Origin of the sequence: Bacillus sp. FSL W8-0102 (assembly GCF_038007225.1) — a bacterium.
GTDB lineage: Bacteria > Bacillota > Bacilli > Bacillales > DSM-4216 > Bacillus_O > Bacillus_O smithii.
The window spans coordinates 3,039,928-3,065,314 of the sequence record NZ_JBBOWT010000001.1; the positions used below are offsets into that span (position 1 = coordinate 3,039,928).

A 25,387-nucleotide genomic window follows, 5' to 3' on the forward strand; every position below is an offset into this window, starting at 1 on the left:
TTCCTCTGAATAAATACCATTTGGAGAGGAGAGGACAGGCTCTAATGCTTTACCGGTCGCTGATGACAATGTACGTAGCCTTCACTGGTCCGTGGACTCCATAAACCGTACTTAACTCGATATCGGCAGAGTTGCTCGGACCGGTAATAAATTGAATGCAAGAAGGAACGGCTTCACCTTTTTTGATTTTTTCACGGATGATTTGAGCGGCCTGTGTCATTCTTGGGACAAGAGTGCTTTGCGGGATCAAAGCAATAAAGTGTTTCGGCAGCAATGTCATGGACCGTCCTTTGTTCTTTCCCGTAAACAATACGACCGTCCCGGATTCCGCCAGCGTGATATCGCTAAAGACGATCGACACATTGGCTTTCTCGCTTAAACGGATGTTTTCTTCCCCTAGATCATCATTCCAAACATGGACCAATGTCTGTTCATGCGGCCATTCTTTTTCTACCAAGTCGGTGAGGCCGTATTCGGCATAGCGCTCATCTTTCCAAACGGATACGGGCCCTCCTCCGTATGATCGAACAGCCGTTTTGACTTGTTCAGCAAGATGATCTGCCGTTGTTTCCATCAATTGAACATGGATATTCGAACATTGACTGGCCAAAACCGAAACAAGCTCATCTCGGGTAGCTGTTTTCAGCACTTCATATTGTGGCGTATGCTTGTAAGACGGACGATGCACCCCCTTCGTTATCGGGTTTCGCCCCAATTTTTCAGCTATATTTTCCAAAAACGAGGTTCGATTTTGAATCATTCCCGTCATGATTGCTTCCCACCTTCCCGATTTTTAAACCAATCTCGGAAACGTTCTTTCTCAGGAGCCGGAAATTCACGTATTTTCGTCCATGCCTTTAACGGTCCGGGCCCCTTGGAAATACGCGCGTTTTTTGTGAACGGTTTCAAAGCGGAATGAGCCGCTCTCGATCCCAAACCATACAACATATCGGAGGAAGCTCCCAGCCCGAAGGCTTTCATCATGATTTTTTCCGAAAAAGGCGCTTTCCCTTCTCTTTCCACAATGACTTGCCGATGTTTCAGAAGCAGCTCATGCAAAGGAATTTTCACGGGGCATGCTTCTGTACAAGCTCCGCACAGCGAGGAAGCATAGGGAAGTTCTTTATATTCCTCATATCCGCCCAATAGCGGGGAAAGAACAGCGCCAATCGGTCCGGGATAGATGGAGCCGTAAGAATGTCCACCGATATGTCGATACACCGGACATACATTGATACAAGCAGCGCAGCGAATGCACTGAAGCACCGGCTGAAATTCCGTTCCTAAAATATCCGATCGACCATTATCCACGATGACAAGATGAAATTCCTCCGGTCCATCCGCTTCACCTTCTTCTCTCGGACCCGTAATGGCCGTCACATAGCTGGTTAGCTTATGTCCAACGGCACTTCGGCAAAGCAGACTTACAAGAACTTCCATTTCCTCGAAAGTTGGAACAATTCGTTCCATTCCCATCACGGCAATATGAGTTTTGGGAATAGACATGACAAGGTCAGCGTTTCCTTCATTCGTCACGAGGGTAATCGAACCCGTTTCGGCAATCGCAAAATTGCATCCGGTAATCCCTACATCGGCTGTTAAAAATTCGTTTCGAAGATGTTTTCTTACAAAAGCGGTGATTTCCTCAGGCTTTTCCGTATTGGAATAATGAAACTTTTCTTTGAATACTTCCCGAATTTGATTTTTATTTTTATGAAGAGCCGGAGCGACGATATGGGATGGGTGATCTTCGTCCACTTGCAAAATGTACTCGCCGAGATCCGTCTCTATCACTTCGCAGCCCGCTTCTTCCAAATATGAATTTAAATTAATTTCTTCCGTGACCATCGACTTGGATTTCACCACTTTTTTAGCCTTTTTCTTCTGAACCACTTCTTTTACGTATTGAGAAGCTTCTTCCGACGTTCGGGCAAAAAAGACATGACCGCCTCTTTTCGCTACATTTTCGCTTAATTCATAAAGATAATAATCTAAATGATTTAATACATGCTGACGAATTTCCTCTCCTAAAGAACGCCATTCTTCCCAATTTCCAAGTTGTTCCGCTTCATCCAGACGTTTTATGCGAAGCCGTTCTTGAGCGCCACGAACCGCGCCGCGCATAAACTCATTATTCAGTTCCTCATGAACACGTTCTTTAAAGTCTCCTACTCCAATTTTGATCGACAAGATTTCTCCCCTCTTTTCTTTTACCCTCTATGGTTTAAGACTTCCGCAATATGCATGACTCGAATCGGTTTTCCTTGACGTTCCATACGTCCCCCGATATTCATCAAACAACCACAATCAGCGCTGATCAAATAATCCGCACCCGTACTTTCCACATTTGAAACTTTTTCATCGACCATTTGCTCGGAGATCGGTCCCATCTTGACTGAAAACGTTCCACCAAATCCGCAGCACAAATGAGCGCCCGGCAACGGTGTAAATTCCAGTCCTTTCACGTTACGCAATAACTTTATCGGCGCTTCCTTCACCCCCAAAAGACGGGTCATATGACAGGAAGTATGATAAGTGGCTTTCCCTTCCATTTTCGCTCCCACATCTTCAACACCAAGAACTTCGACAATAAATTGTGTCAATTCGTATGTTTTATCGGCCAATTCTCTTGCCTTTGGCTCCCATATTGGATCGTCCTTAAAAATATGAGGATATTCCTTAAACATAAAAGCGCATGAACCAGACGGAGCGACAACATACTCTGAATGTTCAAACGTCTTAATCATATGTTTCATGGCATCCTTCGTTTCTTCAACATACCCGCTGTTGTATGAGGGCTGGCCGCAGCAAATCTGACTTTCCGGAAAATCAACTTCACATCCTAAATGTTCCAGCAATTCTACCGTTGCTTTTCCTACATTCGTCTTAAACAGATCGACCAGACAAGTAACAAATAAACTGACTTTCAATGGTTCCACCTTCTTTTTCTAATCGCTTCTCTAAAGAACCGGTCATCTGATGACCTTATGATATATAGTATATCATATCTATAATTATGTCAAAATCAGTACAATATTCAAAAAAATTTTTGTCTCTTCACCATTTTTTGTGACTAGCACAGAATTCTGACAATCAGTTAGCTAGAGTGGGGGACACTCAAACCCTCTCCTTCTTCATCTTACAGACCAGCCAGTTGGTGGAAAAGAAGCGGTCAAGTGCTTTCCTTGACGGCTTCTTTTCCACCAACTATGATTATCAAAGTGATGAAGAAGGAGAGGCTAGGACACCTGTTTTTTATAAGTTTTTCCTGTACACTCCAAAAATACACGTGTTCTAAATCGATCAAGATTTCTATACCCGTAAGCTCGTCGTTTGATGTTCTTAATTTTGCGGTTGGTGCCTTCTGTTCGTCCATTCGTGTAAGGTGTTTTAAAGTATTGAAGAATCTGGTCTTTCCAATTCTCGATCGTTTTTGCCACTTCATGGAAGGAAGGAAAAGGACTACTCCAAGCCAGTTGAAGCCATTCTTTTAAGTACTGGTTTGCTGTCTCATAGTTTGGTGATTGATAAAAGTCTCGAAATAGCTCTTTTAGATAATATCCATAGGCTAGGTTTTCATGTTTTTCTAATAGTTCATTTAGTCGTTCTCGTTTCTCTTCTTTCAGATTTTCATAGCCCTTCAGTAGGATAAATCGTGCTTTTTTTAATCCGGGGATTTTCTTACGGACTTGATCGAACGCCTGAGTCACTTTTTGAACAACATGGTATTTATCCACGATCATCCGGGCATGAGGAAACGCTTTGCGAACGGCTTTATGAAAGGGATCCCACATATCTACGACCACGTTTTTCACCTTTTCAGGATGAAGGACCTTTAAAGATAAAAGTTCCAACGTTGAATCGAAATCACGGTTGTGATGCATCCCCATGACAGCACCGAGGTTCGCATCATATAGTACCGTTTCATAGCTGTGTCCTTTTCGAACAGCGACTTCGTCCATACTCAAAGTCATGTCTTGATCGCTTTGAGTTTCTTGGATGACAGATTCATGTTCCTTCGCTTTATCATGAGCGACGGAATAAAAAATTCGCTCCACCGTGGAATAAGGAATCTGGTATTTTCGACGAATCTCTTGAATGGTGGTGCCGAGAACCTGTTCATAAAGGAAAAGACAAAAACGCTTCGTATAGTGTTGATGAGAACCAATCGATTCAAAGGAAGACGTAAAGACTTCGTTACAGTTTCGGCAACGATAACGTTTTACAAGCACCAGTAAATATAATGGTTTATTTAACACGGATAAATCTCTAACTTTCCTTGTCCTTCTGTCATGAACAAATGATGTGAGAAACCCACAATGAGGACATCGTTCCTCCTCATCTTTTTTCTCAACAAGAACAAGATAATGAGTGGGCAAAATTTCTTGATTAACAACTTCAAATTCTGGCAATTCTAGTGATACGGAAAACACTGACAGAACCTCCTGTTATGTTTAGTGACGCTAACATTATTGCCAGGAATCTGTTGGTGTTTTCTTATTTTTTGTCTAACATCACAAAATGTGATGATGAATCAAATTTTTTAATTCTTTCAAGGACAATCCATAAGATCAAAATTGAGTCGGGTCAAGAAAAATGATAAGAGTTGTCTTATAAAGGGGCTTTTTATGGCTTTCATGGCCAAAGTATATGTATAATGATAACTCCACAAGCACGCCATGGAAGATGACAGGTAGTTCATTTCCCGCTGCTGCTTTCTAATCAAAGCCCGATACTACCTTTTATCTTCCATGTCAATGCCCTATCATCACAAACTTATAACAATATTTTTATATGTAAAAGGCTTGCCCTTTTCACATTTCGTTTTTCTTCTTCTCATCAGCAAAGGCTTCCATCAAAACTTGCTCTACACCTTCTAAATGCTTTAGCATCGCTTTTCGTGCAGCTTCCTTATCACGGTCGACAATAGCCTGATAAATTCTTTCATGTTCCTCGTTTAATTTCTCCATTGTAGCGTCTTCAGAATAAAGGAGTAACCGGCGAGTCTCTTTCATCGCTTCTGCCATTAAGTCGGAAACATGGTGCATTAATCGAACAAGCAAATGATTTTGCGTAGCTTTAGCAATGGCCATATGAAAGTCTAAATCCGCTTTTTCACCCAATTCCTCATTCCCCACCGCTTTTTTCATTTCGGCTAAGGTCTCGCCAATTTGGCGCAAATCGCTGTCTGTCCGCTTAACAGCAGCGGCGGCGACTATTCCGGTTTCCAAAATTTTTCTCATTTCCAGCAATTGCTCAATCTGTTCATCACTCATTAAATACGCTTGCGAAAGAGGGTACATAATGCCATCCGGATTGAATTCTTTCACAAACGTGCCCTCTCCCTGCCTCATTTCTACGACACCCATTGCGCGCAGAGAAGTAAGCGCCTCGCGAATGGCGGAGCGCCCCACTTGAAAGTTTTCGGCTAATGCCTGAACCGATTGTAATTTATCACCCGGTTTTAACTCACCGTTGCGGATCATTTCTAAAAGGACATTCGCCACTTCTTCATATATTTTTTTCGGCTTTATTTTTTTAAACTCCAAAATTGTTTCCTCCCGTTGTATCTTTGCTATTTTCATTATATTATCTTTTTCCAATCAAAGTGGAAAATTTGAGTTACAATAATAGAGAAACCTGGAACAGATTGGTGTTCCAAATGCAAAGGGTGTAAAAGCAATGGAATATATCGAAAAGGGGAGCAAATTATATTCAAAAACGATTCTCTCCCTGTTTTTAGGAAGTTTTGTTACATTCGCCGTGATGTATAGCGTCCAACCGTTGATCTCCACTTTTTCAAAAGAATTTGATGTATGTCCGGCTCGAGCAAGCCTGTCTCTTTCCCTTACAACCGGCTTGTTGGCTGTTTCGATGATTCTCGTTTCCGCCTTATCCGATGCAGTCGGAAGAAAAAAAATCATGGTGGCCTCTTTGCTGTTTTCTTCCATTTGTGCAGCCGTCACAGCTTTCAGTCAAAATTTTTGGTTTTTATTAACGGCAAGAGCGATTATGGGCATTGCCTTAGCGGGATTTCCAAGCATTGCGATGACCTACATCAATGAAGAATTCCACCCTAAAAACCTAGGCACTGCAATGGGGATGTACGTAAGCGGAACATCCATCGGCGGTATGGTTTCCCGTGTGGTTGTAGATGCTCTGACGGATTGGTTTTCTTGGCATATTGCTTTAAGCGCCATCGCCTTCCTGTCTCTTCTTGTCAGTGCTTGGTTTTGGAAGTCCCTTCCGGATTCCCGTCATTTTCATGCTCAAAAAGCCAGTTTAAGAAAGCTGTTTTCCTCTCTTGGCCAAAGTTTAAGAGACCCCGGACTGCTTTGTCTTTACAGTCTAGGCTTCCTGTTAATGGGAAGTTTTGTTACATTATATAACTATATCGACTATCCGTTAATGGGTGAACCTTACCATTTGAGCCAAACGATTGTCGGACTTATTTTTTTCATATACTTGGTAGGAACATTCAGTTCTACATTTATGGGACGAATGGCCGATCGTTTTGGCAAGCCGAAAGCTCTTGTCGCAAGCATTGGCATTATGCTTCTCGGGGGAATTGTGACGATCAACAGTATACTGGTGGTTAAGCTCGTGGGCGTAGCTTTGTTTACATTTGGATTTTTTGGCGGACATTCGATCGCGAGCGGATGGGTTGGCCAAAGAGCTCTAAACTTTAAAGCTCAAGCATCATCTTTATATTTGTTGTTTTATTATACTGGCTCAAGCATCGTCGGTACAACGGGCGGCACATTTTGGAGCCGATTCGGATGGATCGGGGTGATCGGGTTAATTGCTTCACTGCTCGTCCTCTCGCTCATTATTGCGGAAATTCTTCCGTTATTGAAAATAAAAAGAAAACCGGACACGACTCATCACAAAGGATACTAGGACGACGAAAAAAGGCGTTTTCCAAGATTCGAAGACCTTGGAAAACGCCTTTTTTCAAAATCTAATAGGAAGAAAACATAAATCTTCTTTCATGGTAATACACAGAAAAAACCAGACCCATCGCCAGCATATTTCCCATTAACGAACTCCCTCCATAACTAACAAACGGAAGAGGAATTCCTGTTATTGGAAGAAGCCCGACAGTCATTCCAATGTTTTGGAACACATGGAAAGTAATCATGGAAATAATGCCGGCGCACATATAAGAATAAAACGGATTTTTCGTTTGAAGCGCTATTTTCGTCAAATGGTAAACGAGCAGGAAAAACAAGCTGATGACTACACTAGCACCCAGAAATCCGAATTCTTCGCCGACAATACTGAATATAAAATCAGTGTGGCTTTCAGGCAAATAAATATCCCGCTGGCCGAAACCCTTTCCCAATGTTTGTCCTGAGCCGATGGCCAACAGGGATTGGGTTAGATGATATCCGGACGAACTTTGATAACTGTACGGATCCAACCAAGAATAGATCCGCCCAAACTGGTACTGTTTAACTCCCAAATATTTTTCCAATATTTTCGGATGCCACAGCACCATATAGAAAATACCAACGATCAATACAGCAGCTGAACCGAATAAAGGAACTAAGATTTTCCACGTAATTCCTGAGACAAAAATCATTCCAAGCAGGATCGCAATTAACACGAGCGATGTTCCCAAATCGGGCTGCTGCATCACAAGAAAAAGCGGCAGAAAGGTAGCCAACCCCATCTTGATCAAGAGCCAAAAATCCGATTCGATTGTTTTTACGGGATTTTTTTGATGGTGCTCAACCATGATTCTAGACAACACAAGAATCAAAAACACTTTTTCAAATTCGGACGGCTGCAACGAACCCATGGCAGGTACTTTATACCAGCTTTTTGCCCCATTGATGACGGGAGCGATGCTGGAAGGCGCCACGATTAAAAATGCCAACAGCAATATGCCCAAACCGTAAGTAAACCATGAAAGCTTCATCCATTGATCGGCATCGACGCGGATTACTAACGCAATAATGCCAATACCGACACCATACCACATGATTTGTTTGACAACGAAATTTTCTTTATATTGACCAGTTGACTGCGCACTGTAAATCGCAACTAAACTAGTGATCAACAACAACAGCAAAATGAATACAAGACCATAATCAATACGGCTTTGCGATTGATTTTGAGAAGTCATCCATGTCTCCTCTTCCCATAGAAAATTACAATATACCTCTAACATTATACCTTTTCAAGTAAATTTCACAATAGAAAAATGTTTCAAATCCAACAGTTTTGAAGATAAATAACGAAAGTCTCTCTCCATAATGACAACATGAGTAATAAAAAGCATTTTAAAAACAATGTTTCAGCTATTTTTAAACTTATACAAAATCATGATCCGGATGGTGATTGCATCCATTTCTTTTTGATTTCATTTCAAGTTTGTTGCATGTCCGATTTCCCGCTTTTTATGATAGCACATAACGTGAATTTGCTAAACTATGACTAAGTGACTTCTTTTTGAGAAAGAAAAATGATCATGAAATTATGGGATCACGGCCTATAAATCATGCTCTTTTTCCAAAATAAGCCGAAATTTCGAATGTACTTTCATTTGAAATGGATATAAATATTCAAAACAGGGATGACAATCATGGTGAGGATGCCAAATGCTTGAGGTATAAACGCTCTCTAGAGGTGTAAAGCTTTGCCATGACTGTTTCGCCGATTTTCATAGTTTAGAAAAGAGACTGACATGTCCTTTCAAGCGGAATAAAAAGAGATTTCCACCTGTGGGACCTTTGGGCCCACTGATCGTTAGATGAACAAAGAAGACGATTAGGGAGTGCTCCTTCACTTAAGAACAGTTGCTGTCCTGCTTGTCTTGAAGAAGAGAACTGACTGTCCTTCATGGGGAATCGAGTAGGAGGGAGCGATTAACTCCCGTCCTCTCACACCACCGTACGTACGGTTCCGTATACGGCGGTTCAATTAAGATCATTGACGCAAGTCTTTATAACTTCCGTGAATAGCTGTTCTCTTTATGCCAGTGGTCACTCCACCCTCCAAGAGGTCTCCCACGGGATTCACCGCTTCCTCCCTCAAGTGAGGTACTACGTTTTCTGTGTTCATCATGACTCACTGAATACCAAGGGCTATTCTCTCTTAATTGTTCGGTCCTTCTTAGTTGTTCTAGACCAACTAATACTATGACCTCTGCTGACTTCTGACGGTTCAGCTACTTATCACTAAGTAGGTTATGAAGAGTACTTCACATATCCGCCAGACCTCCCCGGGTAAGTACATGCACTTTCACACCATCTATCCGCCTCATTTACTCGATATGACCTTCGACAGAAAGAGCTTTGTTTTGTTATGCAAACTCACTCAATCATACCTAGCCTTATATGAGGTTCGTGTTCCTCGGACCGGTGTTTTGCCTCCAGCTTCCTTCAGATTCCGCGTCACCACGGACACCCTTTCGTTGAGCTAACCTCTACTTCTGTCTTCGGGGTTCGGGACTTACACCCTATAGTTCATGTACATGCCGGGCGCACATAAAAAGTCTTCCCCCGTTATTCTGTCGGGGGGAAGACTTTTATAAGAAGCGAACGATATCTTCAACAGGAATTCTTGTTGTTTTGTAAGCAGGCGCAGCCGCTTTTCCTAAGGCAATTAACACCGTTGGAACGAAGCGATCGGAAATGTTAAATCTTTCAACGAATTGTTTTTTATTAAAACCGCCCATCGGAACCGTGTCATAGCCACGAGCCTTCGCAATCAGCATGATTTGCATGGAAACAAGGCCGGCGTCAAATGAAGCTATATTTTTCCGGTCTTCCGCAGACAGAGATGGATAAAGTTTGTTAATGTTTTCGATCATGAGTCTCATTCTCTCTTCATCCATATAACCTGCTTCATAGTTGCTTCGATACACTTTTTCGGCGTTTTTATACATTTCCGTATCGCCTAAAACCGCAATGACGGCTGAGCATGTTTCTACTTGTTCTTGGTTATTGGCGATGGCGCGGAGCTCTTTTTTCGTTTTTTGATCTTGAATAACAAGAAAGCGCCATGGTTGAAGATTACTGGACGAAGGGGCCAAAGTGGCTTCCTTTAAAATTTCTTCAATTTCTTCCTTCGCAATTTTATAATTAGGATCTGTAGTTGAGCAATTTTAATTACAATAATTACCATGTAAAAGAGACAAACAGGGTACCCCTTATGCCACGTGGAGCTGTTTTTTCACGGTATCAATGGGAATATTTTGTTTCGCTGCACGGTAAATGAACTCCACGAGGCTATGTCCTTTTCTCTTGCGCAGAAGATCGAGCCCATCAGAAAAATCGCTGTTCGACTCGAACATGCTGTACACGTAAGCAAGCTGCACCAAGATCCAGTAGCGTTTCACCGCCCGACGTCCGCGAACGCGGTATCCATCGAGTTTCAGCTGGTCTTTCGCTTGACGGAAAAAACATTCGATCGACCAACGCTGGGCATAGTAGCGCAAGATCTCTTCATCGCTTAGATCCCGGTCGGTGCTCAAGACGCAGTGAAGATGTTCCGATGTCATCGGCTGATCGGCTTTCCAAGCGAGCAGCACCACGGCATCATCGAGACCTTTGAGAGAGCCTTCGTAGCGATAAACCCGATAACGCTCTTCTCCCACCGTGACGAGGTGAGTGTCTTTCGGTTCGATGTAGCGGGCAAACTCCCTCACCTGAACCGCAATGCCTTTTGGATAAAGAAGCCGATTGGCCTTGAGCATTGCGATTACGTGGAATCCCTTTTTCAGACAAGCTTCCACGAGCGTTTGCGATGGATACCAAGAGTCCATCAGCACATAAACAGGACGGTGTACATCCAAAGAAGAAAGCATCTCGATCGCGAGTTCCCCCTTGCTTTTCCCAGCCGCCTTGTCGTAGAGGCGGAACGCAAAGGGAAAAGCCTGGGTCATCGTATGAACCATGAGCCAAACGAGAGAATGTCCCCAGATCGACTTTTTCTCTGTGTGAGAATAGTGCCAATCACACCCTTGAATGGCGTGCGTTGCCTGTGACGAAGGCTTGGTTTTTTGGCAAATCGTATCATCGATCGAAACAAAAAGGGGTTGATTCTCCTGTTTGGCGATGCGTTCGACACGACGAAGCATCCACTGTTGAAGTTTGCGAAGCAGCGTCTCTTCATCCCAAGGGCTTTTCGTGAAAAAATGGCTGAGTGTCGTGCGGTGGTTCGGATGAAAGCTCCAATGATGAAGATCGGTCAATGTTCCCGCAAATCCTTTGGTGGTCAGCGCATCCACGATATGAACGAGATGCTTCATGACAGGTTTTGAAAAATAAAGTGCCAACCCCAACATCGTGAAAAACTTGTGGATTCCTTGATGATGTGCTAATCTATTCATGAGACATGAACCTCCTTGTGAATAGTTTTGGTGACACATCTATTCTAATCAAGGAATCGGGTTCATGTCTCTTTTTTTGTTTGGTTGTAAATTTATGTTAGCGAATTTGCTCATCTATAGTTAGGATCATATTTTCTGACGGAATGGCGTTCTTTTATAACGGTAGATAAATCTGTAGAATGACTTGCCATATTTCTTCCCTCCATGATCAAATTACTTACTTTAAGTAAGCACTGTTAAAAGTTTAACTTTCATCATAGATTACGTCAAGAAGGAGATTTTATGATCCCAGAAAAAAAGGAAAAAGGAGCCAACTAAATAGTCAGCCCCTGGTTATTTCAATTCATAGCGTCTCCGAACAGGAAAGACCTTTCGATGCCATGAAAAATGATCATGGTGAAAGCTTGTTTCCGAAGAAATTATTTTATAACGGTTGCTCGGCTGCGGCTCATTCGTCGTGAAGATTGTTTTTGGGCCTGTTTCTTCGGGTTGCGGTACGTTCCCAACAGCAAATCCATCAGCGGATTCGTTATGCCAAACCAATATTTTTTGTTAATGGTATGATGCTGCAAGTGATAGACTTTCAGCCGCTTGCCGATAGGGGTGAAAGGCTCAATGGGACGATGAGCGGAAAAATGCCTCCATTGATGATAAAGCAGCGTTCCCGAAACGCCCGTGACAAAAGCGATGGAAAATGTGATATCCCGCATGATCAATTGAACGGCGAGAACCAGAAGCAAAAGCATTGGAAGAGTCAGCCAAGCAGGCAGCAAAATGCCTTTTAGCTCGCTCGGATGTTGATGATGATCATGCCAGTCTTTTACAGGTTGTAAAAATTTTATTTTTTCCGGCAAAGACCCATGAAAAAGAAAACGATGAATAACATATTCCATAATACCGAAAAATATGATTCCAATTAAAAAAATAAATAAAAGAGGCCAGCGAATATAAAAGACCGATAAACTCAATCCGAGAAATAAGAATAAGCCTAAACCAATCATTTCCGTTGTATTCCAAAATTCACGGACATACTTGAACATATTTGGTCGTCCCCCCTCCTTTATTTTTTTGTCAATAACTTGCTTTTTTCTATATATAATATTCAATGAATTGATGAGTGATGTCTATTATAGACTCTTTTCTTCCATCGATTCAGAGTCCAAAAAATGAATCGCTCCATTTGGTGTTTCAACGCGGCCACGATTCTGTTTCATTTTCTTAAATCCAGACGTATTTTTTCCGAAGAAAAACATTCATCACTTGTTTGATTTTGAATCAGTTCCCCCAGTATTTTATGATTTTGCTTCTTTTGGAATCGGTTTAAAGCGGAAATACCATAGCCCATTTTTTTGACTTATGTTCACTGGTTGAGTGAAAACAGGGACGGGCAGTGGAATATGCTGCTCATTGGGAATAACTCTTCGCTTTTTTACAAAGTAGACAGGGTCTTTCTTCTTTTTCCATAAGGCGGTTTTTGTCTTTATCAGTAAATTTTGATGGTCCATCCACATTTGAAACTCATGTTGATCCAGACCGGGGAGTTCCAGTTCCAGAACAAGGAAATCGTTCCATTGATAAAGATTATAGTTCATTTTCTCTTCTTTATCTGAATATCCATCTTCTCGACCATGTTTTCTGGAATGAAACACGGATTTCCAAAAAGAATCATCCTGGACCTTGTGAGCGAAATTCAGCCGTTTTTTCCATTTTTCCATCTCCGTTCTCATCTCCCCTTAAAAACATAATGCCTTTTAGTCGTTTTCTGCATGATCGCTTTCCGTCTTTCCTCGTCACAAAATCATGAAGAATGCACTACTGATTTTCAAACTATGACCATAAACAGCCGTCTGCCTTTCCCAAATCCTTTTTGCTCGTTGATCTATCTTATTCAAAAAAGCGCCCAATGTTCATGTTCATAAAACATATGCTCAAATTGCTTTTCCAACTGTATGGAGGCCTTTCCCTCGTACAAAAAGTTCAGAAGAGCAATGGACGTTATCAAAAACTGTACGCACAAAAATAGCAGGGCCAGGTTAGTCCCCGCTTGTCAGTTTTGAAAATACGTTTTATCTAATAATATTTCGTCTGTGTACGGCTTTTTTTATCATCTGTCTTCGTCCTTTTGGATCAGACAGGGTAAACCGGGTGCTTCCGATCGGAAAAAACTAGATACTTAGACATATAGACATCCAGACGTCGGGATAATTCTTCACGGAGTCGATTCGGCTCCACAATATCGTCCACGACTAACTCAGACGCCAACCGGTATATATCAATATCTTTTCGATATTCTTCACGCTTTGCTTCCACAAATGCCGCTCTTTCTTCCGGTTCCATCGCTTCTATTTTATTGGCGTACACCGCGTTGACAGCGGCTTCCGGCCCCATCACCGCAATTTGGGCAGTCGGCAAAGCTAAACAACAGTCCGGTTCAAAAGCGGGACCCGCCATGGCATACAGGCCGGCTCCGTATGCTTTGCGGACAATCACGGTCATTTTTGGAACCGTTGCTTCGCTCATTGCCGCGATCATTTTGGCGCCGTGGCGAATAATCCCCGCTTTTTCTACATTCGTTCCAATCATGAAACCGGGAACGTCCGCCAAGAATAAAAGCGGAATATGGAAGGCGTCGCACAAATGAATGAACTTAGCGGCTTTGTCGGCAGAATCATGAAACAACACGCCGCCTTTTACACGCGGTTGATTAGCAATAATACCAATCGGCTGCCCTTCTAAACGAGCAAGACCCGTAATAAGTTCAGCCGCAAATCTTTTTTTGATTTCACAAAAAGAATCTTCATCCACAATGCGGTCAATAAGCTGATACATATCAAAAGGAGCGTTCTGGTTTTTTGGAATGATGTCTTCGATTGACTGATCAAAAGATTTGGGAGATTTTTTTTCGGCTCGTTTCGGCTTTTGCGTGTAATTGTCCGGAAAGTATGTTAAATATCGGCGGGAAAACTCGATGGCTTCCTCTTCGGTTTTTACGAGCACATCACCGCAGCCCGAAACACTGCAATGCATTTTGGCTCCGCCCATTTGTTCAAGCGTCACTTTTTCGCCGATCACCATTTCCGCCATCCGCGGCGATCCTAAATACATGGAGGCATTTCCATCCACCATCACGACAATATCGCAAAAAGCGGGAATATAAGCGCCGCCAGCAGCCGAAGGGCCAAATAACAGACAGATTTGCGGAATTTTCCCTGAAAGTTTTACTTGATTGTAGAAGATTCTTCCCGCTCCTCTCCTTCCGGGAAACATCTCTATTTGGTCGGTAATTCGGGCTCCTGCGGAATCAACCAAATAAATGAGCGGACAGCGAAGCTTTTCTGCCGTTTCCTGAATTCGAATGATTTTTTCCACTGTTCTTTTTCCCCATGAACCAGCTTTCACAGTGGAATCATTGGCCATTACGCAAACAGTGCGTCCATGAATTTTTCCAATCGCCGTCACGACTCCGTCCGCCGGAAGGTCACCGGCAAGACAATTGGCAAATAGCCCGTCCTCCGCTATTATATCTTCGTCGAACAGAAGCTTGAGGCGGTCACGGACAAATAATTTCCCTTTCGCTTTATTTTTCTGATGGTATGTTTCATTCCCACCTTTTAGCACACCCTCTTTTATCTCATGATAGTTGGTAAGAGCTGCTTTTATTTCCGACATTGGGGGACCCTCCTTTATCTTCCCGTGTATCGGGGTTGTCTTTTTTCCTGAAACGCTTTGAGCCCTTCTATTCGGTCAGAACTATTTAAAAGAGTGTTATAAGCCAATTCTTCTATTTTTAAGCCTGTCATGATGTCCGTTTCCATCCCTTTGTTAACGGCTATTTTGGCTTGCCGCAAAGAAAGCGGAGCGTTTTCCACAAATTCTTTTGCCAGTTCAAAAGCCTTCTCCAGCACTCGTTCCGCTTCTACCGCGTATTCCACCAGTCCAAGTGTTTCGGCTTCTGCCCCTGAAATTTTACGAGCCGCAAAGATTAATTCTTTTGCTCTTCCTTTCCCGATTAATCTTGGAAGACGCTGAGTGCCTCCCGCACCGGGGATAATACCGAGAGAAGTCTCGGTCAATCCTAGTTTGGCATCTTGAGCAGCAATTCGAATATCGCATGCCAGCGCCAATTCCAAACCTCCTCCCATCGCAGCACCATTGATGGCGGCAATCGTCGGCTGAGGAACATTTTCCAATTCGTTGATGATGGAACGTATCTGTTGTACCGCCTGTTTCACTTCTTCTTCATCCATCCCTTTTCTTTCTTTCAAATCAGCGCCGGCACAGAAAAACGGACCGCTTCCCGTAATAATGACCGTTTGAATATCGTTCTGTCCTTTTACTGTTTGCAGCAGCTGTTTTAATTCACTGAGCAGCTGTTTTGACAAAGCATTAGCTGCTTCCGGGCGGTTTAAAATAATGATCGCTATCTTCTCCCTATGTTCCCATCGAACCATTTCTCCCATCGCTTTTTCACTCCTTCCTCGTCCGTCTTGCCAACTCCATTTGTTTGCTTGACAACGGCTTTTCCAATTTTTCTTCTATAAAATGCGCCGCTTGAAGCAGACGATTCCGATCAATTCCCGTCTCAATCCCCATCCCCGTAAGCATGTAAAGCAGGTCTTCCGTTGCGACATTTCCGGTAGCTCCTTCGGCATACGGACATCCCCCCAGCCCTCCGAGTGAACTGTCAAAAGTGGTTATCCCCATTTGCAAAGAAATGAGAACATTGGTTAACGCAGTCCCACGAGTATCATGAAAATGCATCGCAAACTGATCCGCTTTATAAGATTTCAAAAGTTCTGAAAGCAAAGCTTCTACTTGCGACGGTACGCCAACGCCAATCGTATCGCCGAGAGAGATTTCATCCACCCCCATTTCAAGAAGCCGATCTACCACCCTTTTGACTTGAGAAACCGGAATCTCCCCTTCATACGGACAAGCAATCACTGTGGATACATATCCGCGCACCGTTTTTCCGGCAGATTTGGCTTCTGCCACGACTTCTTCTAAAACCGGAAAAGTTTCAGATATGGATTTGTTTATATTTTTTTGATTATGCGTTTCACTGGCTGACATAAACAAACAGACTTCGTCCACGTCCACTTTCAACGCTCTTTCCAATCCTCTCAAGTTCGGAACAAGCGCTGCATACTTGACTCCTTCTTTTCTATGAATCTTGGAAAATACCTCTTCGGCATCGGCGAGCTGCGGAATCCATTTCGGGTTGACGAAAGAACTCACTTCAATCGAAACAAGCCCCGCCTCAGACAGCCGATTGATCCATTCCGCTTTGACATCAGAAGAAAGAATTTTATCTTCATTTTGGAGACCATCCCGGGGGCCAACTTCTTTAATGTGTACTTTCTTGGGCCATTTCAAAAACATCCCCTCCCTACTCCATTTCGATCAAATCGTCCCCTTCGTTGACAAAATCCCCCTCTTGAACATGAATGGCTTTTACGATTCCCTCTTCATCTGAAGAAATGGGAATTTCCATTTTCATTGATTCGAGAATGATCACATCTTGACCTGATGTTATTTTCTCCCCCTCTGAAACCAGTATTTTCCATACACTTCCGGCCATGCTCGCTTGAATGGTACTCATATTTTCATCCCCCTGACATCCTATTACTCGTATTCCGCCAACAAATTATTGCCTCCTTTTCCACTGCTTCTCGTCGATCAATTTTCTATACTAAACAAGGAAAGGCGGCCTTTATTTTTATAGAAAATTCAGACTTAAATTGCAATATTAAATGCAACAAGTATTGAAAGACCAGATAACCCATGATTAAGTAGAATCGGGACACTCTGCGCGACTTGACGTGGAGTGGTGGGCATGGTAGCCTGGTTGGCCCAGCCAGTACCGTATACCTGGCTTCATGGCTGGTAGCCATGCCCGCAGAGGCTCTTTGTCAAGTTGCTAAAAACCAACCCTTTGGGTTAGCTGGCTTAAGGTTAAGAAGCTAAGCCAGCTAACTCTATTTGGAAACACTCCTCAGGTGTACGATAATTGAGGATCTTCCTTGGAAGATGGTTACACCAATTTTCAACATAGGTAATGGTTTCGTCTGCCACAGAGGAAATGGGTCTCCCCTTTGGTATGAAGCGCCTAATAAGGCCATTATGACGCTCGTTGGTTCCTCGTTCACAGGATGTGTAAGGGTGTGTAAAATAAACCTCTGTTAGATCTTTTTCAACACTAAGGCCGAGGTCAGCAAATTCAGAACCGTTATCAGCCGTAATGGTTTTAAACACTTTAGAGAACCGATTACCATAAGACACTTTCAACTGAGATATGACTTCTGAAACGGATAGACTATCCTTGGCTGTCACTCTCAAAATTATTTCTTTACGGGTTTTGCGCTCAGTAAGAGTCAATAAGGCCTGATCTTTAGTCTTCTTGCCTATAACCGTATCAATTTCCCAGTGACCAAACTCTTGGCGTTCATTGACTTCAATTGGTCGCTCATCGATACTGCGTCCTAAGATCTTCTTATTCTTCCGGTTACGTTTTTTCTTGGTGTTCAGGGTAATTTTCATAGGTAGGTCAATGTTTTTAACGCCTATAAGTCCTAGATCAATATAGTTATAAAGGGTCTTGGTGCAAACCATTTTGTCTTTGAATTTCCCATCACGTTTGGCTCTCCCACATACCGCATCAGGAGACCATTTCTTATCAAGGATCTGAGTTTCGGCATACTTAATAAACTCGATGGCATCGTCTAGTTTTAGCTTGCGGCCACAGGCTTTCCTGTTTCTCTCATAGAGAAGTTGACCTGTGTCTGGAAAATAGACATGAACAATTTTCCCGTTGCTTTTTCTTTGTGGCACTGTACCTCTTCTTAACTCACGGGAGATGGTGCTTTTGTGACAACCAACATAATCTGCAATCTCCTGTTGAGTCTTACCAGCAGCGTGTAAGGCCGCAATTTTCCCACGGTCATAAGCCGTTAAGTGTTTGAAATGCCGAGCTCCTATGGTAGAATTAGTAATTGCCATAGATAAATCCTCCGTATCGATATTGTTTTAGTCGACTTAATCATACGTGGTTTATCTATGGTTTTTCATTTTTTATGCTTGTTGCATTTGATTATACAACTAGCCTAGAAAATTCAGATATTTTTTCGTATACATCTTACTGATGGTCATAATGAAAAACTATGAAGGCAAGGAAGGTATGATTCTCCTTTTTCAATCGGCTTCCTCTTATGACGTTTTCGGCTGCTTGGTGCTTTCTTGCAAATAATGACGATTCACAAACTGCGTTGTCGTGTCTCCGGCTAAAAACCGCTCATGGGACACCGTTTTTAAAAGCATTGGGATATTGGTTTTAATCCCTTCAATTTGATAGTGTTTCAGAGCCTCGATCAACCGATTGCACGCTTCTTGACGGTCTTTTCCCCAGACAATCAATTTGCCGATCATCGGATCGTAAAATGGAGTGATCACCGTCCCTTTTTCGATGGCCGTTTCATGCCGAATGCCCTCCCCTTCCGGCAATCGCAGAAAAGTGATTTTGCCTGGCGATGGATAAAATGTATTCGGATCTTCCGCATAAATTCTTACTTCAATCGCATGGCCGTCTCTTTTGATATCTTCTTGGGAAAATTCCAGCCTTTCTCCGGCTGCTATTTTGATTTGGTGCTCAACAAGATCCAATCCGGTGATTTCTTCTGTGACAGGATGTTCCACTTGAAGTCTTGTGTTCATTTCCAAAAAGTAAAAATTTTGATTTTTATCGACTAAACATTCCATCGTACCCGCATTGGTATAGCCGATTTTCCGAACCGCTTGCAGCGCCGACGCCAACATTTTTTTCCGAGTAGATTCGCTAATAAATGGAGATGGGGCTTCTTCCACCACTTTTTGATTTCGTCTTTGAATGGAACATTCCCGTTCCCAAAGCGCTACAGCATTTCCAAATGAATCGGCTAACACTTGCACCTCGATATGATGCGAGTCTTCAATATACTTTTCTACATACATCGTCCCGTCCCCAAAAAATGATTCCGCTCGTTTTTTATTGCCGGCAAATGCTTTTCGCAGCTCTTCTTCAGAACGAATCACTTGCATGCCAATCCCTCCACCGCCTGCAGAAGCCTTTAACATAAGGGGATAGCCGATTTCTTTTGCAGCCAATACAGCTTCCTCTTCATTCCGGAGGGGAATATCGATTCCTTCTATAATTGGCATTCCGGCTTGTTTCATTGTTTTTCGCGCTTCAATTTTGCTTCCCATCGCTTTAATGATATCGGAACCGGGACCAATAAAAACAAGTCCTTCATCGTGGCACGCCCTCGAAAATTCGCTATTTTCAGATAACAATCCGTATCCCGGATGAATCGCTTCCGCTCCGGACTCCTTGGCAACACGGATGATAGCATCCATATTTAAATAGCTTTGATTGACAGGAGGCTTTCCAATGCAGAACGCTTCATCGGCCTCATGAACATGCAGTGAATCCTTGTCCGCTTCCGAATAGACGGCGACTGTTTCAATCCCCATCTTTTTGCAAGTGCGAATGATTCGTCTGGCAATTTCCCCCCGATTGGCGATTAAAATTTTGGAAAACATCTTATCTCCCCTTTATATCCTCTAAATACCTTTCCCGAAGTTTAAATTTTTGAATTTTTCCCGAAGCAGTCATCGGATATTCATCTGTAAAGAAAACGTATTTTGGAACTTTGTGCCGTGATATCTTTCCTTTGCAGAACGCTCGTATTTCCTCGGCATCGGCTGTTTCTCCTTCTTTCAAAATAATCCATGCGCCTACTTCTTCCCCGAATTTCTCATCCGGCACTCCCACTACTTGCACATCTAAAATTTTCGGGTGTTGATAAAGAAATTCCTCGATTTCTCTTGGATAAATATTTTCCCCGCCGCGGATAATCATATCTTTTAGGCGACCGGTAATCCGTACATAGCCATTTTCATCCATTACCGCCAAATCGCCTGTATGGAGCCAGTGATCTTCATCTATTACTTCTTTTGTTGCCTCCGGATTTTTATAATAGCCTTTCATCACATGATAGCCTCTTGTACAGAGTTCCCCTTGTGTGTTCGCCGGCAGCACGCGGTTGCTGCCTGGTTCCACAATTTTTACTTCGACATGAGGCAATGCTTTTCCTACTGTTTCCACCCGCAACGAAACCGGGTCGTCCGTGCGGCTTTGAGTGATGACAGGCGAAGATTCCGTCTGTCCGTAGCATATGGTAATATCCTTCATCCCCATTTTTTCCATGACTGCCTTCATCACTTCCATCGGGCAATTAGAACCCGCCATCACCCCCGTCCTTAAAGTCGTTAAATTGTATTTTGAGAAGTTCGGGTGATTCAATTCTGAAATAAACATCGTCGGAACGCCATGAAGGGCTGTGCATTTTTCTTTTTCTACCGTTTGCAGGACAGCCTCAGGGTCAAATTCCTGAACCGGAACCATCGTCGCTCCGACACTTACAGAGGCAAGTGTACCGATCACGCAGCCGAAGCAATGGAAAAAAGGAACAGGAATGCATAAACGGTCATCTTTCGTAAGCTTCATGCATTCAGCGATATTGCGGGCGTTGTTGACGAGATTATAATGAGTCAACATAACCCCTTTCGGAAATCCGGTCGTTCCCGAAGTGTATTGCATATTAATGACGTCATCAGGATGAAGAGATCGAGACCGTGCTTTCAGTTCTTGAACACTGATTCTTTTCCCCTTTTCTATCAATTGAGACCAATTGTACATTCCACTATATGGTTTTTCGCTTAAAACAATCACATTTTTTAAGAGCGGCAGTCTTTTCGATTGCAGTTCTCCAGGCTGGGAATGGCGAAGCTCAGGGCATATTTCATAAATCGTATCCACATAAGAAATTCCCCTGTATCCTTCTATTAAGATTAAAGTCTTGGCATCGGATTGCCTCAGCAAGTATTCCAGTTCCATGGTTCGATAATTCGTATTAACCGTAACTAAAACGCCGCCCATTTTCCCGGTGGCGAACTGGAGCGCAACCCATTCTGGGGTATTGGTGGTCCAGACAGCCAAATGATCTCCCTTTTCCACCCCTAGCGCCATTAAGCCTTTCGCGACCAAATTGCACTCTTCGTTCAATTCACTGTAGGTCCATCTAAGATTGCGGTCGGCATATACTAATGCCTCGTGATCCGGAAAATCATGCACCTTTTCCTCCAACAACTGCCCAACCGTTTTACGTAGTAATTCGGCCATTTTCTCCTCCTAAAAATGGTTTTAGCAACCAAGTTGACGCGCGATGACGAGCCTTTGGATTTCGGATGTTCCTTCGCCGATTTCCATTAATTTTATATCGCGCAAGTGTCTCTCTACATCATATTCACGCATATACCCATATCCTCCATGAATTTGAATCGCTTGATTGCAAACGCGAAAACCGGTTTCGGAGGCAAACAATTTGGCGATTGCCGCTTCTTTTGAGAACGGTTTTCCTTGATCCTTCAGCCATGCCGCTTTATAAACTTGGTTGCGAGCGAGTTCAATCTCCATTGCCATATCCGCTAATTTAAATTGAATAGCCTGGAATTTTGAAATGGGTTGACCAAACTGATATCGTTCTTTAGCATAACGAAGAGCTTTTTCAAACGCTGCTTGTGCAATGCCGACAGAAAGAGCCGCAATGGATATTCGACCTCCGTCCAGTGTATAAAGAAATTGGCTGAATCCTTTTTCTGGATCGCCGAGCAAATTCTCTTTCGGCACACGCACGTTGTCGAGTACAATTTGACAAGTATTAGACGCTCTTACTCCCATTTTTTCATAGTCACAAGAGATTTGAACACCTGGCTTATTCGTAGGCACAATGATGGCTGAAACAATCGGCCGGCCGTTATCCCGTCTGCCAGTGACAGCGGTTACAATAACTTGTCTAGCAAATCCCGCATTCGTAATCCAGCACTTTTCTCCATTAATAACATATTCATTTCCGTCTAAAATCGCTGTGGTTCTCGTGCCCCCAGCATCGGACCCGGCATTAGGTTCTGTCAGACCGAAAGAGCCCAGTGTTTCCCCTTTTGCCATTGGAACGAGCCATTGTTTCTTCTGTTCCTCCGTACCAAAATAATAGATGGGACTAGCACCAAGGCTGATAGCGGCGGCATAACTGAGACCTGTCCCCCCACACGCTTTGCCGATTTCCTCTACAGCAATACAGTAGGAAATCGTATCCCCTCCCGATCCCCCATATTTTTCCGGAAACGGAATACCAAGCAGGCCAAGTTCGCCCATTTTTTTAAACGTTTCATATGGAAATTCCGCTTTTTGATCAAGTTCTCTAGCATAAGGTTTGATTTCCTTTTCAGCAAAATCACTGACCATTTCACGGATCATTTGCTGTTCTTTTGTCAACTCAAAATTCATGAAAATTCCCCCTTTTTAATAACCGACTAGTCGGTCTATATTCGTGTGAACCAACTGATCGAGGTCGCCCTTTTTATTTGCCATTTTAGTACCATTCATTCACCGCTTTACCGGCTGATTTCGAAGCAGATGCTCTTGTGCTGCCGGATCTTTCATGCCTTTTTCCGTTAAAAGGGCATGAAAGATTAAATCAACGTAGATTTTTCCAATGTCTTCAATGGAAAGCGGCCCTTCTTCATGAAACCATTTATACAACCAGTTCACCATTCCGATGACCGCCATGACGGTGATTTCAGCAGGGACTTCTGAACGAAAATCACCGGATTCTTGCCCTTCCCGAACAATTTGCAAAATGATATTTTTATATTGTTTGCGCTTCCGATTGATGTTGATCTCAAATTCTCCTTTAAGATAGGTGCTTTCTTGGTAAAAAACAGTGATGTGGGGTTTATACATTCCAAATACTTTCGTAAACGATTGAATGATGGCACACATTCTGGAAACGGGCGTCGTATATCGATCATATGCTTCTTGCGCTTTTTCAATGACATAAGAAATAAAAATATCATGAATGTGAAAAAGCAATTCATCTTTCGATTTAAAGTTGTGATAAAAACCGCCTTTGGATGTGCCGCATTGTTCTACAATCCGATCAACTGTCACCCCGTGGTAGCCTTCTTTTTCAAAAAGAATCAGCGCTGTATCGATAATCTTTTCTTTCAATGATTTTTTTCCCATAAAACTGATTACCATCCTTTATTTGACATACTACCGTACGATGCGCTCTCTGTAAACAGAATAATCAGAATATTCAGTTTTTGTTACAAAAAAAGACCGTTGGCTTCTTTATGAAGCTGTCCGGTCTTTGTCTTTTATGAAAGTCATCTGCAGAACCATTACGATTGATCCCTTGTTTCAGAACCCTGTGAACTACCCTCCACTTACCACCCTTGCGGGTCGCTTGAAGTGGGGGCTTCTCGGGTAATCCTATCTAACGATAAGAAATTGACCGAGCTTACCCTCTCGTTCCGAAAGTTATTATTCTTTATGCTAATATGCGTAATCCTTCATTTTTGATATTGATTGCTGAATTGTGATCACGATCTAATACAAAACCGCAAGAACATTCATATACACGTTTAGATAATGGCATTTCTTTTTCCTTGCCACAACAAGAACATTTCTTAGTAGAAGGGAACCACTTATCGATTTTTACAAGTTGTTTCCCTTGTTCTTTTAGCTTGTATTCTAAGAAAGTAGTGAACATACCCCAGCCATTATCATGAACACTTTTTCCAAAATTGAGGGCTTGAGACATTCCTTTCATGTCTAAGTCCTCAATGATAACTGCGTCATAGGTTGATGCTAATTCTTTTGATTTATGGTGAAGAAAATTCTTGCGTTGATTGGCAATTTTCTCTTGTAACTTTGCTACTTTCAAACGTTGTTTTTCCCAACGTGCAGAACCTTTTTTTCTGCGAGAAAGAATTCGTTGTGCTTTTGCCAGTTTGTCTAATGCTTGTCGATAGTACCGTGGGTAATTGGCTTTCTCACCCTGTTCACTCTCGACATATAGACCGTCCATAGCAAAATCTAAGCCAACTACTTTTTGAATCTTTACTGACTGAATATCTTTCTCGTATTCTGTCAAAATCGAAATATAATATTTACCTGTCTTTGTTTTAGAAATAGTACAAGATTTGATTTTATAATCAGCAGGTATTTCTCTATGTCGGTTCATTTTCATTGGCTTTTTGATTTTTGGTAGTTTGATATGACCATTTTCTAGCTTAATATTGCCGTTGACCATATTGGTTGTGTAAGATTGTTTATTTTTCTTGCTTTTGAATTTAGGAAACTCCGCACGACCTTCAAAAAAGTTCTTATAAGCATTTTGCAAATTGATCTGTGCGTTTGCTAAAGCTAAAGAATCCACTTCTTTTAGGAATGGAAATTCATCTTTGTATTTCGCTGGTGTCGGGAATGCTTGTTGTTTAAGCGTTTCTTTATCGTTTTTGAATTTCTCATACGTTTCCTTACGTTCTTCCAGCATCTTATTGTAGACAAAGCGAACACAACCAAATGTTTTGGCTAATTGGATTTTCTGTTCTTTATTCGGATACAAACGAAATTTGAAGGCTTTGTTTTGTTTGGCCATATCAAATCACCTCACTTCTGACCTTGATTTTCAATGTATTTTTTTATGACTTCTATTGGTGCACCGCCTGTTGTAAGCAGGCAAAAGCTTCTTGACCAAAACATCTCTTTCCATAGTCTTTTTCGGATATGAGGAAAGTTTTTCTTTATCAGTCGAGAACTTGCACTCTTATAAGTATTGATGAACTTCGATAATTCAGAATTAGGATGTGCTTTGAATAGGATGTGGATATGATCCTTATCATGATTCCACTCTGTCAAAGTAATGTTGTATTTTTTTCCGATCTCAATGAACATATCTTTTGCAAAATCAGATATTTTATCGGTGAACACTTCTCTGCGATACTTTACAACTAATACAAGATGATAATGTAATAGGAACACTGAATGATTATTACTATCCAATTTCATTGATATATCAATCCTTTTTTATATATAAGACTGATTATATCAAAACCTTTGGCTAAAGCCAACCGAAATTCATCTCCCACCTACTCATTGGGCTACGC

General features: G+C 42.3%; 21 protein-coding genes and 1 pseudogene. 1 reads left to right on the plus strand and 21 read right to left on the minus strand.

Translation table 11 applies throughout. The annotated features are described in order from the left end of the window. Window positions 1-49 precede the first annotated feature (49 nt). The 5 genes from N1I87_RS14490 to N1I87_RS14510 all read right to left on the minus strand — a co-directional run bounded on the left by N1I87_RS14490 (window position 50) and on the right by N1I87_RS14510 (window position 5,549). The gene (locus N1I87_RS14490; RefSeq protein ID WP_341102472.1) at window positions 50-769 is read right to left on the minus strand and encodes a LutC/YkgG family protein; all 720 of its coding nucleotides are present in this window, start codon (window positions 767-769) and stop codon (window positions 50-52) included. Beyond that, window positions 766-2,190 (minus strand): LutB/LldF family L-lactate oxidation iron-sulfur protein, encoded by a 1,425-nt coding sequence (locus N1I87_RS14495; RefSeq protein ID WP_341102475.1) that lies wholly within the window; start codon window positions 2,188-2,190, stop codon window positions 766-768. Before N1I87_RS14495 ends, N1I87_RS14490 begins: the two co-directional genes overlap by 4 nt. 20 nt (window positions 2,191-2,210) lie before the next feature. Continuing rightward, on the minus strand, window positions 2,211-2,930 hold the full coding sequence (locus N1I87_RS14500) for a (Fe-S)-binding protein (protein WP_003352507.1): 720 nt from the start codon (window positions 2,928-2,930) through the stop codon (window positions 2,211-2,213). A 309-nt stretch (window positions 2,931-3,239) separates the two neighbouring features. Then, window positions 3,240-4,433 carry an ISL3 family transposase gene (locus tag N1I87_RS14505; protein ID WP_341102477.1) on the minus strand — a complete coding sequence of 398 codons (1,194 nt, stop codon included), beginning with the start codon at window positions 4,431-4,433 and terminating at the stop codon, window positions 3,240-3,242. Window positions 4,434-4,814: 381 nt separating this feature from the next. Next, entirely contained in the window at window positions 4,815-5,549 is a 735-nt protein-coding gene (locus N1I87_RS14510; protein WP_003352508.1) for a FadR/GntR family transcriptional regulator, read from the minus strand. A gap of 133 nt (window positions 5,550-5,682) precedes the next feature. Between N1I87_RS14510 and N1I87_RS14515 the strand changes: the two genes are divergently transcribed. Beyond that, complete coding sequence (locus N1I87_RS14515) at window positions 5,683-6,900, plus strand: MFS transporter (RefSeq protein ID WP_341102481.1); 1,218 nt, start codon at window positions 5,683-5,685, stop codon at window positions 6,898-6,900. A 61-nt stretch (window positions 6,901-6,961) separates the two neighbouring features. Here N1I87_RS14515 and rodA read toward each other — a convergent pair whose 3' ends face one another. The 16 genes and pseudogenes from rodA to tnpA form a co-directional block, all read right to left on the minus strand. Continuing rightward, window positions 6,962-8,131, minus strand: coding sequence for a rod shape-determining protein RodA (rodA, locus tag N1I87_RS14520; RefSeq protein ID WP_341102483.1), 1,170 nt, complete (start codon window positions 8,129-8,131; stop codon window positions 6,962-6,964). A gap of 1,404 nt (window positions 8,132-9,535) precedes the next feature. Then, window positions 9,536-10,087: pseudogene (locus N1I87_RS14525) on the minus strand (nitroreductase family protein); the annotation flags it as partial. Between the two features lie 72 nt (window positions 10,088-10,159). Further along, window positions 10,160-11,341 (minus strand): IS701 family transposase, encoded by a 1,182-nt coding sequence (locus N1I87_RS14530; protein ID WP_040037972.1) that lies wholly within the window; start codon window positions 11,339-11,341, stop codon window positions 10,160-10,162. Between the two features lie 419 nt (window positions 11,342-11,760). Further along, a complete protein-coding gene (locus N1I87_RS14535; protein ID WP_341102488.1) occupies window positions 11,761-12,381 on the minus strand; it encodes a sterol desaturase family protein in 621 nt (206 codons plus the stop codon). A 252-nt stretch (window positions 12,382-12,633) separates the two neighbouring features. Further along, entirely contained in the window at window positions 12,634-13,068 is a 435-nt protein-coding gene (locus tag N1I87_RS14540) for a hypothetical protein (protein WP_341102491.1), read from the minus strand. Window positions 13,069-13,468: 400 nt separating this feature from the next. Further along, window positions 13,469-15,010: an acyl-CoA carboxylase subunit beta gene (locus N1I87_RS14545; protein ID WP_341102493.1), complete on the minus strand. Its 1,542-nt coding sequence runs from the start codon at window positions 15,008-15,010 to the stop codon at window positions 13,469-13,471. 14 nt (window positions 15,011-15,024) lie between these two features. Beyond that, window positions 15,025-15,801, minus strand: a complete 777-nt coding sequence (locus N1I87_RS14550) for an enoyl-CoA hydratase (RefSeq protein ID WP_341102496.1) — start codon at window positions 15,799-15,801, stop codon at window positions 15,025-15,027. Window positions 15,802-15,808: 7 nt separating this feature from the next. After that, window positions 15,809-16,723: a hydroxymethylglutaryl-CoA lyase gene (locus tag N1I87_RS14555; RefSeq protein ID WP_341102498.1), complete on the minus strand. Its 915-nt coding sequence runs from the start codon at window positions 16,721-16,723 to the stop codon at window positions 15,809-15,811. A 7-nt stretch (window positions 16,724-16,730) separates the two neighbouring features. Continuing rightward, a complete protein-coding gene (locus tag N1I87_RS14560; RefSeq protein ID WP_341102502.1) occupies window positions 16,731-16,943 on the minus strand; it encodes an acetyl-CoA carboxylase biotin carboxyl carrier protein subunit in 213 nt (70 codons plus the stop codon). A 353-nt stretch (window positions 16,944-17,296) separates the two neighbouring features. Then, the gene (locus tag N1I87_RS14565) at window positions 17,297-18,340 is read right to left on the minus strand and encodes an IS30 family transposase (protein WP_048622401.1); all 1,044 of its coding nucleotides are present in this window, start codon (window positions 18,338-18,340) and stop codon (window positions 17,297-17,299) included. Between the two features lie 207 nt (window positions 18,341-18,547). Continuing rightward, window positions 18,548-19,915 carry an acetyl-CoA carboxylase biotin carboxylase subunit gene (locus tag N1I87_RS14570; RefSeq protein ID WP_341102505.1) on the minus strand — a complete coding sequence of 456 codons (1,368 nt, stop codon included), beginning with the start codon at window positions 19,913-19,915 and terminating at the stop codon, window positions 18,548-18,550. 1 nt (window position 19,916) lies between these two features. After that, complete coding sequence (locus tag N1I87_RS14575; RefSeq protein ID WP_341102507.1) at window positions 19,917-21,557, minus strand: AMP-binding protein; 1,641 nt, start codon at window positions 21,555-21,557, stop codon at window positions 19,917-19,919. Between the two features lie 21 nt (window positions 21,558-21,578). Next, window positions 21,579-22,721, minus strand: coding sequence for an acyl-CoA dehydrogenase (locus N1I87_RS14580; RefSeq protein ID WP_327805499.1), 1,143 nt, complete (start codon window positions 22,719-22,721; stop codon window positions 21,579-21,581). A gap of 99 nt (window positions 22,722-22,820) precedes the next feature. Further along, the gene (locus tag N1I87_RS14585) at window positions 22,821-23,459 is read right to left on the minus strand and encodes a TetR/AcrR family transcriptional regulator (RefSeq protein ID WP_048623955.1); all 639 of its coding nucleotides are present in this window, start codon (window positions 23,457-23,459) and stop codon (window positions 22,821-22,823) included. 307 nt (window positions 23,460-23,766) lie between these two features. Beyond that, window positions 23,767-24,879, minus strand: coding sequence for an RNA-guided endonuclease InsQ/TnpB family protein (locus tag N1I87_RS14590; RefSeq protein ID WP_003353586.1), 1,113 nt, complete (start codon window positions 24,877-24,879; stop codon window positions 23,767-23,769). A gap of 11 nt (window positions 24,880-24,890) precedes the next feature. Next, complete coding sequence (gene tnpA / locus N1I87_RS14595; protein ID WP_003352529.1) at window positions 24,891-25,289, minus strand: IS200/IS605 family transposase; 399 nt, start codon at window positions 25,287-25,289, stop codon at window positions 24,891-24,893. Window positions 25,290-25,387 lie beyond the last annotated feature (98 nt).